Consider the following 20,992-nt stretch of genomic DNA (forward strand, 5'->3'; position numbering starts at 1 on the left):
AATGAAGAAAAAATCATTATGGGCAGTGACCGCGGCGTTAGCGGCCGGTATTTTGTCTTTGGGCACAGATGTCAGTCTGCAGGCTGCTGAACCTGAGACAGTCGTGGAGACAGAAGCTGAGGAGACGAAAGGATCAGAAACAGAAGGATCAAAAATCCAGGAAAATGAAAAACAGGACAAAAACGGAGAGTATTTTGGTGTCTGGCGCTATATCTGGTATGACAATACTGACTATGCCCTGTCAAACGACCTAATGTTTATGCCGGATGGAACTATTTTTCTGGCAGATGTACCGGAAGCTATTCAAGTGGGAACATACGAATTATCTGGCGGAAAGTTCACAATGGAAAACCTGCCTGAGGAAGTGGCCGCACAAGCGAACAGTATCACAGGTGAATTTACTCCGCTTGTGAAAAGTGACGCAGCCACATATAAGCTAAAATCAGAAGATGCTGATCTCTATTTCCAGAATGAAGAAGAGGATAACAAACTGGTTATGACTGTGGATGCCACAGATGAGACAGACCCCCTTGCTCCCAAGTCAATACAGGCAGCAACCGCTTTTCTGAAGCTTAAAAATCAGGACCTGTTTCTGAATAAGCTCCTTCAGGATACAGCCTGGGACATCGACGGAAAGGTCCTTGTCATTTCATCAGACGGAACACTTAACCTGGATGACGGCGCTCAGACCGGCAAGTTTACTGTCAGCTCTAATGAAATTAAATTTGCCTGGGATAAAGGTGCCGCTGTCACATATATGCCGGAAGAGATAACAGAATACAGCATAATTCTGAGTAATCTGGAAGATGACAGCCAGATCATCACACTGACAAGAAATGCTGATATTTCCATGCCTGAGGCAGACACTGAGGCTGAGACAGAATAAATTGTAATTAAGCTGTCAGAGAAAAAGCCTTCTGCTGTACATAAGATTAAGGAGATATCATGGATGATCTACTAATGACCTCAGGGTATAATTTCGAGGGATATAAAATAAAAAAATATATTGGTTTCTGTTCCGGAGAATGCGTTCTGGGAACAGGCTTTCTCAGTTCTTTAGGCGCAGGACTTGCAGACTTTCTGGGTTCAAACAGTTCTATGTATGAAGGAAAATTGTACAAAGCTAAGAATATGGCGATCTCTGATCTGATAAGCACTGCAAAGAATCTGGGTGCAAATGCGGTAATTGGACTCGATGTGGATTACACAACTTTTACATCAGATATAATGGGAGTGATCGCCAACGGCACTGCTGTCTATATTGAGCCAGAACACGCGGAATCACCAGCAGAGATATCTTTTTCTACATCTCTCAGCCAGGCAGATGATAAGTCAAAAGAAAAGATTATAAATATTCCTGTCATAAATTATTACACTGATATATCTGTCAGGCCATTTATGATAAAGTATAATATTTCAGCTCATACAGTAAAACTGCAACTATGTAAATATAACGATCTTCCGGTGACTGCATTGAATCTGAGCTTTATATTCAATACTATTTTTGGAACAACTGCTGTATTTGAGGATATTAATTTTACTGACATTTCAGTCAAAGAAAATTATCTTGAAACAGAATATGTCACTTTGTCTATTCCTCTTAATACCTTGAAAATAATCAACAGCTGTACTGTTTCAATACATCATTATCTGGAGGATAAAGTATGCTATACACCAGATTCCCCATACCGTCTGACTGTACTGGAGCCTGACAGGCTGACCGGGCTCCGCAATATCTACGGGAGCGATGTAGTCTCAGATTATGCTGTCGGAGAAGACCACTGGCTATGTCTGTGCGGCATGGAGAACCCTCTGTATGCAGACACCTGCTGTCTGTGCGGACGCTCTCAGAATGCACATCAGGCTGTTTCCTCTGATACAAGATTTCCCTGCACTTTTATACAGACAGCAGAAGATTTATCCTCCGCACTGGAAATCAAAAAGTATATAGACAGCCTCGCAGATAACCAGCTTCTGCCCGATGCCTTACTGAATGAAATAGACAAGCTGACAAAATATGAACGGCTGTACGGCAACATGAAAGATTCCTGCATAAAGATAATAAAGCAGTATCTTCAAGCCGAAAAGTGAAACAGTATTTAATCGGTGCAGTCCCCGGATAGCAGCATGTGACCAGTAACTCTGATTGTATGCTGCTATCCTTTTATTCCCGTAGAAGCGATCCCCTCCACAAGATACTTCTGCATTGTCACAAATATCAGGAAGATCGGTATCAGTGACAGTGTGGCCATTGCAAACATTGCACCCCAGTCAGAGCCTACTGTGGGGTCCGAAAACATCTTCAGCGCATAGCTGACAGGATATTTCATGGGGTCATTCAGATAAATCAATGGTGACAGGAAATCATCCCAGCGCCACATAAACGAAAAGATTGCGCTTGTCACAAGCGCCGGCTTGACAAGCGGCAGGATGATCCTGGCAAAAATGCCATAGATACTGCACCCGTCCATTCTGGCAGCCTCATCCAGATCTCTTGGTATTCCTTTCATAAACTGGATATCCAGAAAGATAAAAAATCCCTGTCCAAAAAACTGCGGTACGATAATCGGAAGATAAGACCCCACCCAGCCCATCTTGTTGAACATGATATACTGAGGTATCATGATCATCTGAAACGGAAGCATCATGGCAACAAGCATGCATGCAAACCAAAATCCCTTCAGCTTAAAATTACATCTTGCAAATCCAAATGCCACAACTGCAGATGAGAACACTGCACCGATTGTGGAAATACCTGCAATGATAAAAGAATTTTTAAAAAATATTCCAAACCCGTATCCTGCAAAGCCCTGCCACCCTGTTTTGTAATTCTCCAGTGTAAACGTGTCCGGTATCAGCCGGGCTGCTGTTTTGAAGATTTCCCCGCTTTCTTTAAAGGTACTCATGATCATCCATACAAGAGGGTATACCATAATACAGGCTCCTGCAAGCGTAACGGTATGATATAACACATTTTTTCCGGCTCTTTTTCCTCTGTAACTTCTTCTGTTCTCCATAGCTCTCAACCTTCAGATTCGTAGTAGACCCATTTGTTCTGGGATTTAAACAAGATGAATGTCAGCAGCCCTATCACCAGTATCATGAACCAGGCCATGGCACAGCCATATCCAAGTTTATTGTATGTAAATGAATTCTGGTACATGTATACTGCATAAAACCTGGTACTGTCCCGGGGGCCTCCCTGAGTGATGATATAGCTCTGTGTGAATGCCATAAAACCTGTAATCAGCTGATTGATCAGATTAAAAAAGATGGAGGGGGTCAGCATGGGAAGAGTGATCTTAAAAAATTTCTGGAAACCGCCTGCCCCGTCCATAATAGCTGCCTCATACAGATTGACAGGAATCTGCTTCAGTCCTGATAAAAATATCAGCATAGAAGATCCAAACTGCCAGACCGCCAGGATGATCAATGTCCATATAGCAGTGTCAGAGCGCCCCAGCCAGGCCGTACTGCACGGAATCCCTATGGCCTGCAGCATGGTGTTGATCACTCCGTCCCCTGAAAACATCCTTTTCCATAGAATAGCTACAGCCACACTTGATCCCATAATAGACGGCAGATAGTACACAGCGCGGTAAAAGCCTGAAGCTTTTGTTCCCCTGACAAGCAGCATGGCCACTGCCAGAGCCATAATAAGCCTGAGGGGAACAGAGCAGAATACATAATACATGGTAACTCCAAATACCTTCCAGAATTTCGCATCCTTTGTAAACATTGTCATATAATTCTCGATCCCGATAAAGACAGGCGATTCCAGTATATTATATCTCGTAAAAGAAAATCCAAAAGATAAAGCCATTGGGACAGCCATAAAAGCCAGGAAGCCTATGATGAAGGGCAAGATAAATACATACCCTGCCGCCTTCTCCGTGTTCAGCTTCTGCGCCAGCGTCTTTTTACTTTTGGGAGGTTTTTCTGTCTGTTTCATACTATTCCCCTCCGCATGCGTGTCCGCCTATTTTGCTGCCTCATCTAAAATTCTCTTAGCATCGGTCATAAAGGATTCTGTGGCTTCCTCCACTGTGATATCACCATATCTGAGATTTTCAACAATAGAGTTGCATAAATCATCCACTTCAGCTCTTCCTTCTGGTTCAGGCGGGTCTACTGAGCCTGCCACCGTATTTACTTCTGCCACATAATCAAAAACTACCTGCGCAACCGGATCAGCCTTAGGCTTAATAGCCTCTGATACATCTGTATTGACAGGCATTCCTCTCTCTGCCATAAGAATCTCATTACATTCTACACTGTTTATGAACCAGTTAATAAATTTTGCCGCCTCTTCTTTATTCCTGGAAGTTTCAGCAACACTTAAGAAGGCTGCCGGCTGAAGGTACATAGGCTTAGTATCCTTCCCCTCAACTGTGGGGTACATAGTAATTCCCAGTTCACGGCCGGCTGCGCTGCAGATGCTTATATACTGGTTGCAGTATGAAAAATCATTCCAGGTTGTCCCATCATTTATAGGCTTTGTTTCTACCACATACGGATTTTTTTCCGCCAGTACATCAGGTGAGATGGCAAATTCTGCCTGTGCGAATTTCTCCACAAGTGCGAAATGTTCTTTTACAGAGGTATCATCCCCGGCATTAATGTCTTCAAAAAGTGAACTTCCGTTTACTCTGGCCATATATTTTAACGTATTCATTCCTCCGTCAAAATAAGTCCTTGCTCCTGTCTTATCATAAATCTCCTGTGATATGTCATATAACTCGTCAAATGTCATCTGCTGAGGAATTGTTACACCTGCTTCCTCCACGATTGCTTTATCATAATCCATCATGAGGGCTGTGACTCCGCTGCTTATTCCATAGCATTTGCCATCGATTGTGCTGCTGTCGATGACAGATTTATTTATCTTTTCCGTATCAATGACACCGCTGTCTATAAATTCCGAAAGATCAGCCAGCTGTCCGCTGCTTTGATAGCTGCCCAGATATCCGTAATCCTGCTGCATGATATCCGGCAGATTGCCTCCTGCCGCCATAGCTGACAGCTTATCCCAGTAGCCTGTCCAATCTGTAAACTCAACTTTGATCTCAACATTCGGATTATTGCTCATATAAAGGTCCACTGCTTTTTTTGTAAGATCATTTCTCGTCTGGTTTCCCCACCAGCAAAAGCTCAATGTTACTTTTTCATCGCCTGACCTGGTGAGGTTTACTTCTGTCTCACTTTTCTTTGCCGGCTCCTTTGCCGTTTTTGTCTGTGCACCCTGAGAACATCCTGCAAACGCTGCCGCCGCCATGACTGCAGCCAATGATCCTGCTAATAGTTTCTTTTTCATTTAGAATCCCCCTTTTCTTTTGCTGCCGCAGCCATCGGGCTGCATGACACCTATTTGATGTCTACATTCTATATTTATCCCCTCTGGCTGTAAAGTCAAAAAAGCGGGTTTTCCTATCCAAAAAATGGTTCTCTGGATTTGAACCGGGAAGGCGGAATTCCCATATATTTCTTAAATACTCTGGAAAAATGCTGTCCGTCAGCGTCATATCCCACGATCTGAGCCAGGTTTGACACAGGTATTTCAGGTTCAGATCTCATGATCCCGGCAGCTGTCTCTATACGGATTTTTGTCAGATAGACAGAAAATTTTTCATGCATCCCGGCCATAAATATGCGGCTGAAATAATCTTCATTCATGTGCAGGATATTTCTGCACAGCCACAGGGCGCTCAGCTCCTTCTTGTTCAGATTTGCATAGATTACCTGCAGTATCACTGCCATCTTAAACTCTTCTGAAGGGAGATCACCAAATTCTTCTTCCACTATGATCTGCTGAACTGTTTTATAAACCAGGGCTTTTGTATACCTTTCAGGCAGCCTGTTATACAGTTTTTCAGTTCCGGCATGATAGAGAGTTCCCACAAGTACTGCGCTCATCTGAAGGATTTCTTTAGCTGTACAATTTTTAACAGTGAACATGCTGTATATCAGATTAAAGTGAAACAGCAGGGCTGCACAGTCTTTTTCACCCTTTAAATGAAGATACGGGATCTTTGTTCCCTCCGGCGCTGATCCTCTTATATAAAAAAATGCCTCTTTCAGGCTCTCCGGTTCCCTGACAATCACCTCCGGAAAAGGGCGCGGCGGCCACTCGCCGGGATCTCTGGCTTCCATTATATTTTGAAAGACATGGACGCTCAGCAAAAATGCTGTACTCCCGGTTTTTCCCTCTTCCACGATCCTTCTGAGCGCCTGGTATAAATAGCTCTCCTCTTTTTGGGAAATATGGAAAGGCACTTTTTTTCCGTCTTTCCATATTTCCGGACTGTTCCAGTATACCTTTCTCCCTTCCTTCTGTCCTGATGGCCTTTCAGATGCATATTGCCCCAAGATATCAATATGCTCCCCGGTCCGGCAGACAATGAGACGGTGAAGCCGCTCCCTGCTGTCACGCAGAGGGCTTAAAAATGTATAGTCGCACTCCCGCTCTGCCCTGGCCAAAAGGATCATCCTGTCGTCACTATTCACAGCCCCGCTAAAAACGCTGTTCCGAAATAGCCGCATCCTGCCGCCTTCTTCTCTCTCTTCAAAACTTGTCAGTTCATCCAGCGCTTTCATTACTGCTTCCTTCAGTCTGTCTTGTCTGCATGGCTTCAGCAGATAATACTTCACTCCGCATTCCATCATTTTACTTGTATATTCATAGCCTTCATATTGGGCTACAACAATAAAAATTATCTCCGGCTTGATCTTCCTCCCGCTCTCTATCATCTCCACACCGTTCATTACCGGCATTCTAATATCTGTAACTACAATATCAGGCCTGATCTCCCTTATCTTCTCCAGACCTCTTTCTCCGTTCTCTGCCATACCTGCCAGTGCAATTCCATAACTTTCCCATTTAAGAAGTGACGCCAGCCTCTCCCTGTCTTCTGGCTCACTGTCTACAATAAGCAGTTTCCGCATTCTGTTTTCCTCTCCGCAGTCAGCATCTTATGTCACTAGTATCTGCGTTAACTATATCAAAATCACCTTTGAAATGCAAACCTCATCATCCCCTCTGCTCCTTTGCCCGCATGCCGGAAATAATGGACTGCTGAAAATATTGCACGGTTTTTGTCAGACGAATGTCGGTTTCTGCTATTCCCCGGAATAAATATTTCCTGTATAACTCTAAGTAAATAAGTTGATTGGGAGTTAACTTATATATTACTTCTAAAAGTAACAGGAGGAAGCTGTGAAAATATGAAAAAAACATTATATTCTTCAGATTACGGGATTGAACCAAATGGGCTGACGGATGTGACAGGCAAGCTTCAGCAGCTCATAGATGATGCCGGGGCGTCAGAGGGAAAGGCTGTGGTCCAAAGAGGCATCTATCTCACCGGAAGCCTTTTTTTAAGGAGCCATATGGAGCTTCATCTGGATGAAGGCGCCATTTTACTTGGCAGTAAAAATGAGGACGCTTACCCCCTAATGCAGACCCGGGCCGCCGGGATAGAGATGGAATGGATGGGCGCTCTGCTCAATGCCATAGACTGTGAAGACATCGTCATCTCAGGTACAGGTACACTTGACGGGCAGGGCGAGATCTGGTGGGAAAAGTTCTGGGGGAAAGACCGCAAAGGCGGAATGTGCAGCGAATATGAAAAAATGGGGCTTAGATGGGCCGCTGACTATGACTGTCTGCGTCCGCGCCTAGTCCAGCTGCGGAATTGTAAAAATGTGATCTGTAAGGATATTCACCTGACCAGGTCCGGCTTCTGGAACCTTCATATATGCTATTGCAGCCATGTTCTCGTGCAGGGTGTCTGGATCACAAATGCCCAGGGACCGAGTACGGACGGGATAGATATTGATTCCTGCTGTGATGTACTTATTGAAGACTGCGACATATCCTGCAATGATGACAACATTGTCATAAAATCCGGCATGAATGCAGACGGCATGCGTGTAAACCGTATCTGTGAAAAAGTGGAGGTCAAAGACTGCACACTTCGTGAAGGTATGGGGCTGGCCTTTGGAAGTGATATGGCCGGAGGCATGGATGAAATCTATCTCCATGACATTCACTTCATCGGTACGGACAACGGCGTATACATCAAATCCTCTAAAATAAGAGGAGGCTTTATAGACCATACACGGGTGGAAGACCTGGATATGATAAATGTAGACTTTGCCATTAATTTAAACACCAACTGGTTTCCAGATTTCAGCTATCCGGTGATACCCAAAAATTATCAGGGGAAAATCCCAAAACGCTGGGAGCTTCTCACAGAAAAGGTTCCTGAAGGAAAAGGCATGCCCCAGGTCAAAAATATGGTTATCAAAAATCTGACATCATCATATGAAGAAAACTATACAGGCCGGTCCACAGCCTTCTTTATCCAGGCATTTGACGAAAACCCCATCCAGAATATCCAGATGGAGAATGTTAAAATATATGCAAAAGAATTTGGCTCTATCCATCAGGTCAAAAATATAAACATGAAAGACGTGGAAATAACAATAAGAAGTTAACATTATCCTGAGTTTGGAGGTATCCTATGTCAGGCCGTCTGAAAAAATACAGGGACTTTTTCTTAAATCTGTCCCTTTACAGAAAAATCGTACTGATCGTCTCTGTCAGCCTCTTCTGTATGTATCTTGCATTCTATGCAAGTATACAGTATCTGTCAAACTACTATGAACAGGAGCTGTATGAATCTAATGCAAAATCCCTGTCTCATACGGCTGCAGCCATAGCGGCACAGATGCAGACAATAGAGACGATAACTGCCAATATCATAGATGATTCTGTCATACAGGATAACCTGTACCGGCTGAAGGATACTTCCCCTGAAAACAGGACCGCTCTTTTTAAAAAAGATATATATCAGGCATTATATGCCTACACCTTCTATAACAGTTATGTACAGTCTATCAATATCATTCTGGAGGACGGCAGCAATATCTGTATGGGCAATTCTGACTATATCAAAAATTTTGACCTTGCAAAACTGGAAACAGATGCAGACAGCAATAAGGGGAGCCTCAAATGGGCTTCTCCTGTATCTGCTGACAGTGATGTCACCTGTTTCAGGCAGATCAGACAGAAAAAATATCTGACATTTGAAAAGCTGGCTGATCTGTATATTGTTGTGGACATCGGGGGACTGATCCGGGATTCCCTCACAAAATCGGGCTATATCCCTGATGGGTCAGACTTTGTACTTTTAGAGAACGGAAAGCGGATTTATCCTGGTTCCCCATCCAATGACAGCCTGTATGGACAGATCTTCAGCACTCTGAAAGAAGACAGCCGTTCTTATACAGTAATGACAATTGAAGGAAATAAGGAATTTATTATAGCAGGCACTATTCCGTATATTGAGTGGAATTATCTGTACTTCAGGGACTATGCCCCCATCTTCCACAATCTTTGGCTGACCAGGATCAAGGTTCTGATCGTAACTGTATGCTGTACTATACTATCGCTGTTTGCGGTACAGGCTACTCTGAAATTTATTTTTAAACATTTTAATTATCTTATTGAAAAAATCCAGTGCTTTGGAAACGGCAGGCAGCCTCCTGACGACATCAGGAACCACCAGTATGAATCACGCCAGGACGAGATAGGCCAGCTTCACAGAAGTTTTGATGAGATGACTAAAAATGTAAGATCCCTTCAGAACCAGAATTATGAAAAGCAGCTTCTGCTCAAAGATGCCACAATCAAAATGCTCCAGCAGCAGATTAATCCGCATTTTCTATACAATACACTGGATACAATTAACTGGATGGCCCAAAAATATGGTGTGGAGGATATCTCTGTCATGGCCAAGTCACTTGGGAACCTGTTCCGTGCGTCAATCAATGGACAAGATGACCTGATTCCTCTGTCAGAGGAGCTCTCCGTCCTTGAGAATTATATACGTATACAAAGGATACGTTTTAAGGACCGTCTGGAATTTATACTTGAAGTCCCCGAAGATATATCAAGTCTCTGTGTCCCGAAACTTTGTATACAGCCTCTCGTTGAAAACGCTTTAAAACACGCAATGGAATATTCAGATGATATCTGCACGATTCACGTAAATATCCAGGTCTCAGAGCAAAAATGCAGAATCAGGGTATCCAATACAGGTTCCAGGTTTTCTGAAGACCTGCTTCAAAAAATTGAGACTATGCAGGTAACTCCCCGTGGCTCCGGCGTGGGGCTTACAAATATTAATTCCCGCTTAAAACTGCTCTACGGGGAAGAATATGGGCTGAAGTTCTATAATACAGACGATATGGCCGTTGTAGTTCTGGTCATTCCGCAGGAAATGGAGGTTTCTGATGCTAAGACTGATGATTGCTGATGACGAACAGATCATACGTGAAACACTGGCAGAAATAATTGATTATGAAGCTCTTGGGTACACACTTATCGCCGCCGCCCGGAACGGCATGGAAGCCTATGAGATCATCTGTGACGAGTATCCTGATGTCGTCATTACTGATATCAGGATGCCCATTCTGGGCGGCCTGGAATTAATAGAACGGGCAATGAAATCAGATTCCAATATCACCTTTATACTCCTGTCAGGCTACAGCGAATTCGAGTACGCCAAACAGGCTATGCGCTATGGGGTACGCCACTACCTGTTAAAGCCTACTGATAAAGACGAGCTGATAGATGCTCTTAATGCAGTTCGCCAGGAACGTCTGCTGGAAAGCCGCCATAAGGAAGAAAGCCGCCGTGAGATTCTGGCAAAACTGGAAGCGCCGCTGGAGCAGTGTTTTCTTATGGAAGCTCTGGAGTCTCTGGACAATTTCCCACCTGTATACAGAAAATACCAGTCTCTCCTGTCCATTCCTTACGCTCATCTGACTGCCTGTGTCTGTTCCTATGTGGAGGAGGTCTGCCTGAAAAGATTCGCCTCAGACGTGTACCAATATTTTGCCGCCCGGCATATTCCGCTTTGCTTCCCTGTCTTATATGTCCGGAATAATGCAATTCTCATCTTTCAGGCAGCAGCCCTGAAAGACCTGGAAAATCTAAAAGAATATTTAAGCCAGCTTACCTGTCCCGGCCAGACAGTGACCTTTGAACCAAACATCCTGCATCCAGACACAAGTCTGAACCTTTTTCATACTGTTTTTGGCAAGCTTTCCCGTTTTGAGCAGATACTTATGCTGGATCCCGGGGGTAAAGTCAATGAAATCCACAATAACATCGCATCACCTTCACAGATCAACCGCATAACTGAAGCTATCCTGCTTGCTGATAATTCCTCTTCTATAGGCACAGTGCTTGATACAGTTTTTGACGATCAGCTTTCACTGGATACAGCCAGAAATCTGGCTCTTGGTCTTTTTCTGAAGCTGAATCCCATTCGTGAGGAGCAGCCCCTGGATGCAGCCTGTGATTTCTTCCACAAATTATACAGCTGCACTGATATCAGCGCCGTCAAGGATTTCATGCAGGTGGCAACCCAGCAGAAAAAGGCCTGTCCTTCTTCGGAAAGACAGAGCCCTAATATCACTCTCGTAAAAGCATATGTAAAAAAACACTATGCAAATGAAAACCTCTCGCTTAAGTGGCTGGCTGAAAACTACCTGTTTGTAAGTGTCGGTTACCTCAGCAAACAGTTTGTTAAGGAAGAGGGAATCAGGTTTTCTGACTATCTGAACAGGGTAAGGATGGATGAGGCTACACACCTCATGCGCTATTACCACAGTGACAACATTAACAATATAGCACGGCAGGTGGGTTTTGGAAACAATCCCCAGTATTTCCGGCAGGTATTTAAGCGATACCACAGCTGCACTCCCAGTGAGTACCTGAAAAACCTGCAGCCTGCGTAAAATTTACCCTGCCGTCTATCATCTATCAGCCTGCGTCAATATATTTCCTTAGTGAACTGCACGTCGTCAAACATCTGCCCTGCTGTAAGATAAGCCATACCATCCTGGTAATCATGGAGCACATCTGGTGAATACAGTATTTCTGCAAACATGTTGCGGGGGAGCAGCGAATAGAGGCTGTCACTGACCGGCCCTATGCAGTCCCGGCGGACCCCCGGTCCCCCCAGGGCAATATATCTGGGGTTAAGTATGCCGCAGATCCAGCTGATCATTCTTGTCACTGCCGCTGTATACTGTACATCATCTTCTGTACCATTCATCCATTCTTCCAGCAGTCTGCCATCTTCCATGTAAATCAGTCCCAGCTCTCCTGCAAAATTATGGCAGCCGCGTATGATCCTGCCTCCGGCGATAAATCCTGCACTGACACAGCCCTTTTCAAGATGAATGTAGGCCATGTTAGTGTCCTCCATCTTCTCTTCCGGAAACTCCCTCAGATAGCAGCGTCCAAATCCAATTGCAGTAGCATTCAGATTATTCTCCAATACAACGGGGATATGATACCTCTCCGAAAGGATATCTCCCAGGTCAGATTTAAACCATTCATCACCGTGAATACTCTTTTTCCAGTAGCTGCCTCCCTCTACAATTCCCGGAACGCCTATCCCTATCGCTCTTATCTCTTTCTCCTTGAGCAGACCGTCCAGAAAGGATGTTATAACCTCCTGGATGTCCCTGTCTGCGATATCTAATTCTGTAGTATCCGTTATTTCACCGCAAGTGTTTACAAGAAGTCCGTAAATTTTCGTGCCTTCCATACATAAAGCAGCGCCATAGTATCTGTCCGGCCTGAATCTGTACCTCTCAGCCTTGCGCCCGCCGCTTGACTCATCAAATCCGATACTCTCTATTTCACCGTTCTGCATCATTTCACTCAGCAGAGCGCGGACTGTGGTGGAACTGATCCTGGTTTCCTGTGCAATCTCCGCCCTTGTAGCTGTATTTTTATCCCTTATGGTTTTGCGGACAAGGGACAGGTTGGCCTGTTTCAATAGCATGGGCCTGGCTGTTAATCTATCTTCCATATTTGATTCTCCTATACTTTCAGTTTGTATCGGCCACTTTCAGCCTTTACTTTTATAAGTTTATAATATAAGTATATCTGAAATTTTAGGTAAGTCAACACTTTCTTTACACTCCGTTTCGGTATCCGCTTGCAGGAGTCAAGGAATATAATATCTGAACTCCCCATCGCAAGAGTTTGTTCATGGAATACACGCATGTAAAAATTTTGCTCTTGACCATTGTCTTATACTGTATTATACTGTACTTGTATCAGCAATACACTTTACAATATCACGAGGAGGCATGGAATGGAAATATTGATTAATAATCATGCCAGCAAGCCAATCTACGAGCAGATATCTTCTCAGATAAAGGCTCTGATCATGAATGGAGACTTAAAGGCCGGGGAGGCCATCCCATCTATAAGAGCCATGGCCAAATCCCTGCATATCAGTGTGCTCACTGTGCAGAAAGCATATGATTCGCTCCAGGATGATGGATTTATAGAGACAACCGCTGGAAAAGGCTGCTTTGTATCCGTTCAAAACCAGGATTTTTATTTAGAAGAACAGCAAAAGAAAATCGAAGAACATTTTACAGATGCTATCGATATCGCACGGTCCAGCGGAATTAAACTGGATAAACTGCAGGCGCTGCTGACTTTATTGTATGAGGAGGATTGAGATATGGGCAAAAACGCACTAAAAATAACAGACCTTACAAAACAGTACAAGGATTTCACTCTGAACAACATTTCCTTTGAAGTGCCCCAGGGAAGCATAGTAGGCCTGATAGGAGAAAACGGCGCGGGTAAAAGTACAACATTAAAAGCAGTACTCGGTCTGATAAATACAGATGGCGGAAGTATTTCCTTATTTGACGGCGGCGGTATAAGTGAGGAAAATAAAGATCATATTGGAGTGGTATTCGACGGCAGCAACTATCCTGATACCCTCACCCCAAAACAGCTTGGGAACGTACTTAATACAATCTATCATACCTGGGACAGCAAAATATACAGCCGTTTACTTGATGAGTTTTCCCTTCCCCTGAGTAAAAAGCTCAAACATTTCTCAAGGGGAATGACAATGAAATTTTCTATTGCAGCTGCTCTTTCTCATAATCCCAGGCTGCTGATCCTGGATGAGGCTACGAGCGGACTCGATCCTGTCATAAGAGACGATATTTTAGATATTCTCCTAGATTTTATGCAGGAGGAAGACCACTCCGTCCTGGTTTCATCACATATTACAAGTGATCTTGAAAAAATTGCCGACTATATTGTGTTCCTTCACAACGGAAAGGTAATATTCTCCAAGCCAAAGGATGAATTATTAGTAAATTACGGGATCATCAAGTGCGGTGCAGCACAGTTCAGCCTTTTTGACAGACAGGATATTGTTACCTGCAGGAAACAGGATTATGAATGGCAGGTGCTTGTCTCTGACAGGAAAAAAGCAGAAAAGAAATATCCAAAAGCACTTATACAGCCTGCCACGATCGATGAGATCATGCTCATGTATTTGAAGGGAGAAAAGCCATGAAAGGACTTCTTTTAAAAGACTTCTATATTATAAAATCATTGCTTCTTATAATACTTGTAGAGTTTGTAGCTGTAGGGACAGGTCTGGCCTTCCTGGCCTCACCGTATGTCCTGATCGTTCTGGCCACTGTAATGTTGGGAATGATATCTGTTACTACAATAAATTCTGATAAAACATCCGGCTGGGCCAAGCTTTCTGTGACACTGCCTGTCAGCAGACAGACTTTAATCAGCAGTAAATATCTCATGTATGTTCTGCTCAGTGCGGCCGGACTTGCCGCCGGAACGCTGCTCAGCCTTGTTATTTCATTCATGTTCCGTGAGTTTGATCCTGAAAAGATATTCCTATTTATAAGTATCAGTATCACGCTCTGTTTTTTGTCAGGAAGCAGCATGATACCATGCTACTTTATTTTCAATGAAGAAAAAAGTATCTTAGGCTCCCTTATATCATATCCTTTGGCTGCCGGTATATTCGTAGTTCTCTCTCTGTTGTTCGATAATATGCTGCTGATGTCCATAACCTGCATCTGTGCTTCTGCTCTGTTATTTTTTATCTCGTTGACTCTGTCATGTAAGTTCATTCCGAAAAGGGATATTTAATATTAATATAATATGAAACATATACAAGAAAAGCACTTTACCCATCTTAAGGCAAAGTGCTTTTCCACTGGATCCCGGCGGCAGATGGATTCTTCCGCCTAATCCATCAGCGTTTTTCGAATTTATCTTTCTTCTTTCTCCTCAATGCCAGCATAGAGAACATTACCAGCAGCGAGCCTGCAGCAGTTCCCCACAAACCTCTGCTATCAGTGTTATCTCCCGTTTTTGGTGTCTGAGTGTTGCCTGGGCTTTGGGGATTCTGGGAGTTGTTTGTGCCTGACTTTACCTGATTCCATCCTGCATACAATGTCATATTGCCGCTGACCCTGTCGTTTTCAAAATCCCACAGTCTGATGCATTCTTTTTCAGTATACCAGCCCGTAAATAAATAATTATCACGTTTAGGTGATGCCGGAGACTGAATCAGGCTGTTTTTTACAATACCTGTCATACTCTCTACGGCACTTCCGCCCTGGCTGTCAAAAGATACAGTAAATACGGCCTCAGAAGCAGGCGGGGTTTTCCCAGCTTCAGTCTCTGACATCCCTTCCGTTTCTGTCATTTTTTCCGACTCGGAAGCTTCTTCTGTCTCTGCCGGTTTCTCAGACTCTGCAATCTCTTCTGTCTCTGTCGGCTTCTCTGTTCCTGACTCACCCTCTGATTCTGTCATTTTTCCCGGCTCTGTGGTCTGCTCTGTCTCTGACATTTCCTCTGATTCAGATTCAACAGGCCGCCAGCCTGCATAAAGCGTCATATCACTGGTTATGGCATACTCTTCAAAATTCCACATTTCCGTACATTGCTGATCTCCATACCATCCTGTAAATATATAACCATTTCGTACAGGCTCAGCCGGAGGCTTGATTTTATCACCGTAAGCTACCCCGTCCATACTGTCTATCGCATTTCCGCCCTGACTGTCAAAGGATACTGCATACTTAATCTGAGTATCCTTATATGCTATGGAATACGCGGAAAATTTATCACTTACAACCAAGATTGTTGATTCATCAATATCTTTATGCGGTAAAATCTCAGCAGTTGTAATTCCATCTGACGTGTGTGCCCGGACTATAAAGATCTCCCTGGTATATCCTGCTGGAGCCTGCCTGATTTCAGCCGGTATATTGAAGATCAGGCTTACCGGAGTTCTCAGCACATTGATATGTTCAGTGCTTTCCTGGCTGTCTGCGCGAACTGTCTTTAATACTCTCACATTAAAATTTTTATACATTGTAGCGCCTGCCAGCTGGTTTTCTATAGCCTCACCTTCAGACTGTTCCGGTACCTCCTCTTCCACGACAAGTTCAATTCTATACGCACCATTATTACTTTGCTGTAATTTCTCCGCTTCCTCAGAAGTCATATTTTCCAACAGCATATTCTTGTCTTCAACAATTACATCCCCTGAAACTTTTACCTCAACACCAGGCAGTTTAGCTATGGCCTCGTTTAACTGTTTTTTAGAGTCCTCTGTGACTGCTGCCTGGGCATCTTCCGCCAAAGCTTCATAATGACGCTTAGCATCCAGAATTGACTCCTGCTGTTCAGGATCCGGGACAGCCCCCTCAGGAACCTGGGGTATCTGTTCTATTATTTCCTCCACATCTTTGGATGACATCAGAGAAAATACAGCGCCGACTGTATGGTCTGCCTGAATATCAGCAATTGTATACTTGTTCTTGATAACTCTGTCTATAACATCTGTACCATCTACTATGACACTTTCCAGCATATATCCGTCATCAGCTTTAAACTTTAATTCTATATCTGTGCCCTGTACAGTCTCAAATGCATCCCCGGGACTTATCTGCCCATGGTCAGCCTTATTGACTTCTATATTAAATACCTTTCCATCGACTCCATTTAACTCAGCCTTGCCTGTCACTGTCTCATAATTATAGCTGTCTGCACTGTTTATTTTCGGTATGAAGGTCCATGTATACTCGTTTTTACCTGCCTGAAGCGTCTGGCCCGCATTCCAGCTGACCGTGCCCTCTGTATCCCCAACCGACAGTGATATCTCCGGCATCCCATCCGCAATATTTATCATTCCCTTTGGATAAACTGGCGTTACTGTAGACGGGGCCTGGCGCAGATTGACAGAGAAGTCATGGTATGTTGTTTTAAATGAAGTCGCTACATATTTACCATTTTTCTCATTGATAACGCACGCCTCAATCTTTACCCGACATGCTATCGCAAAACCCGGCTCCCTGACATCAGTCACCTCATAAGAATCCTTATCAAATCCTTCAAACTCTGTTTGAACCGAATTCAGCGTCAGCCAGTACCAGGAATAGTAAAATACCACATCCCCGACAGATGCTTTCCCGATAGGCTTTGCCAGGGGATGTTCTGCCGTCACTGTCAACGTCTGAGGAAGACCGTCATAGACCTTATCAATTCCATCACTGTAAGTATATACTGGGTCAGCCAACGGAACGATTGCGTAGAGTTTTTCCTGGGTCACATTGTCAGTCTCTGAGACTTCCTTTACCGCACTTGCAGAAAGTCCCCACCCCTTTCCCTGAATAACAGGAAATCTATAAGTACTGTCAGCTTTCCATACCCCATTTATATCCTTTGTGTAATTAAATGGACGGTTATATAGTCTGCTGATTGAATCTGCCGCCTGGCCGTCTCCATCCATAAATTTTATCTGGACTTCATATCCCAACTTTTTGCTGAGCGTAGATCCCACTAAGTTTTTGATAATACTATAATCCAGCTCATCGCAGACAATCGCATTCAGTTTTGGCGAACTACCGAAGGTACTGCTCTGTAAAAACTCTGTGTTTGACTGGTCATCCATTTTAGGAAGATACACTGTTTCCAGATTTGTACCATTAAACGCATTGGCTCCTACTTTTTGAATATTAGACGGAATGGTTAAAGAACCTGTCAGTCCACAGTTTCGAAATGCAGATGTGGGTATTTCCTTGAGAGATGTACCCTCAAATCTGACAGAAGTGATACCTGCATTTCCTGAAAATGCAATTTGGTCAATTTTAGTTACATTCCCCGGTATTACCAATTCCCCTGAGAAGCCTGACAGCCCGGATTCGCTTATCCTGAATGCGCTGTCCCCTATTGTCTGCAGGCTTTCCGGTAAATTCAGCTCTCCGCCGAAACCACTGTTACAAAATGCATACCTACCAACACTTTGTAAATTTTGTGGCAGCTGCAGGCTTCCTGAAAATCCTTTACAGCCGCTGAATGCATAAGCGCCAATTTCAACTACCTGATCTGGTATCACAAGTGACCCCTGGAGATCAGAAGCATTTTCAAATGCATACTCCCCTATCTTCTGCAGATTTATGGTCGATGATAGATCAAGGCTTACAAATCTGTAACCTTTGTAAGTGCTGTTCCATTTAGCACTAAATGCTTTACCGCCTATCTCTGTGACAGCTACTCCCCCGATACTCTCGGGAATAACAAGATGGATATTCTGCTTTTGATTATCTGTCAGCGACGACAAAAATGAAGCCGTTAATCCCGTGATTGTAATCGTGTCATTATTGGTGGAATAGTTAAAATCTGATTCCTGAGTAGTGACTTCATCACCATCTCTCGCATTTGGATTCTTCACCCCGTTAATTTCAACTTCAATGTAAGGCACTGAAAATATATCAACATTTTCAGCCAGAATATACTGCTGCTCATCCCAAACAGGTGTGAATGTATACAATTCGTATTCTGTATTCTCATAGTCATCGTCACACACCCAGCTCACAGAGATTGGCACTGCAGTATCTGTATTGTTTATATAAACTTTGATCTGCCCCGGAAATATTATCTCACTTAATGGCTGTTTCTTCTCAAACTGTATAACATCTTCTTTCAGAGGCTCAAACCCTGTGATGATCTGTTGGCCTGCCAGGTTATCTGTATTCTCCAGCGGCTCTGTGACTGCTTCTGTCTGTTCCTCTGTTTCTCCTAGCGGCTCTATGACTGCTTCTGTCTGTTTCTCTGTTTCTTGCTGGACTGCAACTGCTTTTGTCTGTTCCTCCGTCTCTTCCGGCTGCTCTAAGGCTGCTTCTGTCTCTCCACTTCCTTCATAGCTGACGGCCATTGAACTGAAACCTGATATATTTACAAATAGCACCAATGCCAAAAACATCGTTAACACTTTTTTGATTTTTTCTCTCATAAAAAACCCCTCCGATACACTTGTCTCATTTCAAATTCTTATACTATTTTATGTTTCTGTCACAAAATCGTCACATATAATTATACTACTTACTTCCTACAAAAGATAGCATTATTTATTTTACACTGTTCAACACTGATATGAACAAAGCGGTGATGTACTTTCCTATGAAATGAAACAAATCCGGACATTGAGTCCAAATATAAAAATATCGCCCGGATATTTTTTTTAATAAAAGAACCGTTGTCCTGGATATAACATCAGAAACAGCGGTTCTTATGATAAATTATATGTAAATTATTTCTTTAATTATATCCTTCTCAAAATAATCTGCAGTCCAAAAAGAATATTCATTATCCTTTCTTTTTTAGAGTCCCTGAGGATGTCTGAAATTTTAAGGATTTTCTTTTCCTCCCAAAAACCTCAACATCCCAAAGTGTATAATCCCTCTCGAATAATTCCTCACACATCTGAATCTTTAAATTCTCCCAGTCCAGTTTTTCCAGAAGCTTCTGCTGCACAAATTTCTTGCTTTTCTGCCTGTACACCGGCAGATGGTTGATTTCCAGCAGATGCTGCAGCTCAGGGCGCCACATGAGGCTTATCTGCTGCTCTTTTTTCATCTTTAGATTCTCCTGAGCCGGCCTTTTCTCCTCTATGCAGACATTTTTATCCCTGGCCTGGACTGTCAATATCCCCCATTCTTTTGGGATATGTTCCTCTACATGCTTTTCATGGGATTTCCCAATGATGATATAATTTGCGTCACAAAACTTATTATAATCGCGGATCTGGCGCTTCAGGCGCTCATAAGTATCGGCGTCACTTTTTATTTCCAGGCCGATGATCTGTTTTTCCGTCAGAAGCAGGATATCCGCCCTGGATTTTCCAATTGTCTTTTCTTCAAAAACCCGGGTCTTTCCGAAACGCTCCTCCAGATAATCAAAAACCGGTTCTCTTATATCTCTGTCATACAGCACTTTTTAAACCTTCTCCTGCTTCCTGGCCTTGAGACGGAAATAAATCTGTTTCTGGCCGTTTCCTGTAGATATTTTTTCCACATCGTAATCCTCAAGAGACTTAATAAACAGCGTCAGTTTGGAGAATCCATAATTCCTGACGTCAAAATCAGGCATACGTTTCGACAGCTGGTCCCCCAGCTTCCCTGATGACAGCCATCCGTCCTCATCAGAGAACTTGTCTATGATGGCATTGATCGTAGTTCTGATATGTTTTAATTCCTTATCCTTTGGCTTTATATCTTTCCGCTTATTCTTTCCTGATTCCGGATTCCTTGAACCGGACTGCTTCTCCACTGCCTCTTCCTTTTCCTCTTCCTGCTGGTTGGAATACAGCAGATCCAGATATTTGAACTGATTGCAGGCTGAAATAAATGGCTTTGGAGTCTTCTCCTCACCCATACCGATCACCTGCATCCCCGACTCTCTGAGACGCGCCGCAAGACGTGTAAAATCACTGTCAGAGGAAACAATACAATATCCGTCCACAGTCCCGGAATACAGAATATCCATGGCATCAATGATCATGGCTGAATCTGTGGAATTCTTTCCTGTGGTATAGCTGTACTGCTGCATGGGAATAATTGAATTCTCAAGCAGTACATTTTTCCATGAAGCCAGCTGCGGGCTTGTCCAGTCCCCATATATCCTTTTGTAAGTAGCAATGCCATTGTTGGCAGTCTCATCCAGTATGATCTTAATATATTTATCAGATATATTATCCGCGTCTATCAATATTGCAAATCTTAATTCGTTATCCATTTTTCCACTCATACTCCCTTTCTCTTTACCATTTTT

General features: G+C 43.4%; 16 protein-coding genes. 8 read left to right on the top strand and 8 right to left on the bottom strand.

The genetic code is table 11. From position 1 onward, the window contains the following. Position 1: 1 nt before the first annotated feature. Together NSB28_RS14920 and NSB28_RS14925 are read left to right on the top strand one after the other, a co-directional pair. Positions 2 to 886, top strand: coding sequence for a hypothetical protein (locus NSB28_RS14920; RefSeq protein WP_109747201.1), 885 nt, complete (start codon positions 2 to 4; stop codon positions 884 to 886). Positions 887 to 945: 59 nt separating this feature from the next. After that, complete coding sequence (locus NSB28_RS14925; protein WP_109747200.1) at positions 946 to 2,091, top strand: YbjQ family protein; 1,146 nt, start codon at positions 946 to 948, stop codon at positions 2,089 to 2,091. 65 nt (positions 2,092 to 2,156) lie between these two features. On the opposite strand, the gene NSB28_RS14930 is transcribed toward NSB28_RS14925, so the two are convergent. The 4 genes from NSB28_RS14930 to NSB28_RS14945 all read right to left on the bottom strand — a co-directional run bounded on the left by NSB28_RS14930 (position 2,157) and on the right by NSB28_RS14945 (position 6,942). Continuing rightward, positions 2,157 to 3,017: a carbohydrate ABC transporter permease gene (locus tag NSB28_RS14930; protein ID WP_109747199.1), complete on the bottom strand. Its 861-nt coding sequence runs from the start codon at positions 3,015 to 3,017 to the stop codon at positions 2,157 to 2,159. Between the two features lie 5 nt (positions 3,018 to 3,022). Further along, a complete protein-coding gene (locus NSB28_RS14935; protein WP_109747198.1) occupies positions 3,023 to 3,952 on the bottom strand; it encodes a carbohydrate ABC transporter permease in 930 nt (309 codons plus the stop codon). A gap of 27 nt (positions 3,953 to 3,979) precedes the next feature. Continuing rightward, complete coding sequence (locus NSB28_RS14940) at positions 3,980 to 5,314, bottom strand: ABC transporter substrate-binding protein (RefSeq protein WP_109747197.1); 1,335 nt, start codon at positions 5,312 to 5,314, stop codon at positions 3,980 to 3,982. Between the two features lie 113 nt (positions 5,315 to 5,427). Continuing rightward, the gene (locus tag NSB28_RS14945) at positions 5,428 to 6,942 is read right to left on the bottom strand and encodes a response regulator transcription factor (RefSeq protein ID WP_109747196.1); all 1,515 of its coding nucleotides are present in this window, start codon (positions 6,940 to 6,942) and stop codon (positions 5,428 to 5,430) included. Positions 6,943 to 7,221: 279 nt separating this feature from the next. Between NSB28_RS14945 and NSB28_RS14950 the strand changes: the two genes are divergently transcribed. Genes NSB28_RS14950 through NSB28_RS14960 form a run of 3 tightly spaced genes read left to right on the top strand, consistent with a single transcriptional unit; the run spans position 7,222 to position 11,808 of the window. Continuing rightward, positions 7,222 to 8,496, top strand: a complete 1,275-nt coding sequence (locus tag NSB28_RS14950) for a glycoside hydrolase family 28 protein (protein WP_109747194.1) — start codon at positions 7,222 to 7,224, stop codon at positions 8,494 to 8,496. Positions 8,497 to 8,522: 26 nt separating this feature from the next. After that, positions 8,523 to 10,319: a sensor histidine kinase gene (locus NSB28_RS14955; RefSeq protein WP_109747193.1), complete on the top strand. Its 1,797-nt coding sequence runs from the start codon at positions 8,523 to 8,525 to the stop codon at positions 10,317 to 10,319. Continuing rightward, positions 10,297 to 11,808 (top strand): response regulator transcription factor, encoded by a 1,512-nt coding sequence (locus tag NSB28_RS14960; RefSeq protein WP_109747192.1) that lies wholly within the window; start codon positions 10,297 to 10,299, stop codon positions 11,806 to 11,808. Before NSB28_RS14955 ends, NSB28_RS14960 begins: the two co-directional genes overlap by 23 nt. Positions 11,809 to 11,843: 35 nt before the next feature. Here NSB28_RS14960 and NSB28_RS14965 read toward each other — a convergent pair whose 3' ends face one another. Further along, complete coding sequence (locus NSB28_RS14965) at positions 11,844 to 12,893, bottom strand: ROK family protein (protein ID WP_109747191.1); 1,050 nt, start codon at positions 12,891 to 12,893, stop codon at positions 11,844 to 11,846. A 288-nt stretch (positions 12,894 to 13,181) separates the two neighbouring features. On the opposite strand from NSB28_RS14965, the gene NSB28_RS14970 reads away from it, so the two are divergent. From NSB28_RS14970 to NSB28_RS14980, 3 genes are read left to right on the top strand one after another with little or no spacing between them, the layout of a single operon-like run. Further along, positions 13,182 to 13,556: a GntR family transcriptional regulator gene (locus NSB28_RS14970; RefSeq protein ID WP_109747190.1), complete on the top strand. Its 375-nt coding sequence runs from the start codon at positions 13,182 to 13,184 to the stop codon at positions 13,554 to 13,556. A gap of 3 nt (positions 13,557 to 13,559) precedes the next feature. Continuing rightward, positions 13,560 to 14,417 carry an ABC transporter ATP-binding protein gene (locus NSB28_RS14975; protein ID WP_109747189.1) on the top strand — a complete coding sequence of 286 codons (858 nt, stop codon included), beginning with the start codon at positions 13,560 to 13,562 and terminating at the stop codon, positions 14,415 to 14,417. Continuing rightward, on the top strand, positions 14,414 to 15,019 hold the full coding sequence (locus tag NSB28_RS14980; RefSeq protein WP_109747188.1) for an ABC-2 transporter permease: 606 nt from the start codon (positions 14,414 to 14,416) through the stop codon (positions 15,017 to 15,019). The genes NSB28_RS14975 and NSB28_RS14980 overlap by 4 nt, the downstream gene beginning before the upstream one ends. A 106-nt stretch (positions 15,020 to 15,125) precedes the next feature. On the opposite strand, the gene NSB28_RS14985 is transcribed toward NSB28_RS14980, so the two are convergent. The 3 genes from NSB28_RS14985 to NSB28_RS14995 all read right to left on the bottom strand — a co-directional run bounded on the left by NSB28_RS14985 (position 15,126) and on the right by NSB28_RS14995 (position 20,968). Further along, the gene (locus tag NSB28_RS14985) at positions 15,126 to 19,175 is read right to left on the bottom strand and encodes an InlB B-repeat-containing protein (RefSeq protein ID WP_109747187.1); all 4,050 of its coding nucleotides are present in this window, start codon (positions 19,173 to 19,175) and stop codon (positions 15,126 to 15,128) included. 353 nt (positions 19,176 to 19,528) lie between these two features. Continuing rightward, positions 19,529 to 20,155: a sce7726 family protein gene (locus tag NSB28_RS14990; protein WP_109747186.1), complete on the bottom strand. Its 627-nt coding sequence runs from the start codon at positions 20,153 to 20,155 to the stop codon at positions 19,529 to 19,531. A gap of 3 nt (positions 20,156 to 20,158) precedes the next feature. After that, on the bottom strand, positions 20,159 to 20,968 hold the full coding sequence (locus NSB28_RS14995) for an NYN domain-containing protein (RefSeq protein ID WP_330581425.1): 810 nt from the start codon (positions 20,966 to 20,968) through the stop codon (positions 20,159 to 20,161). Positions 20,969 to 20,992 lie beyond the last annotated feature (24 nt).

Origin of the sequence: Murimonas intestini, assembly GCF_024622195.1 — a bacterium.
Lineage (GTDB): Bacteria > Bacillota > Clostridia > Lachnospirales > Lachnospiraceae > Murimonas > Murimonas intestini.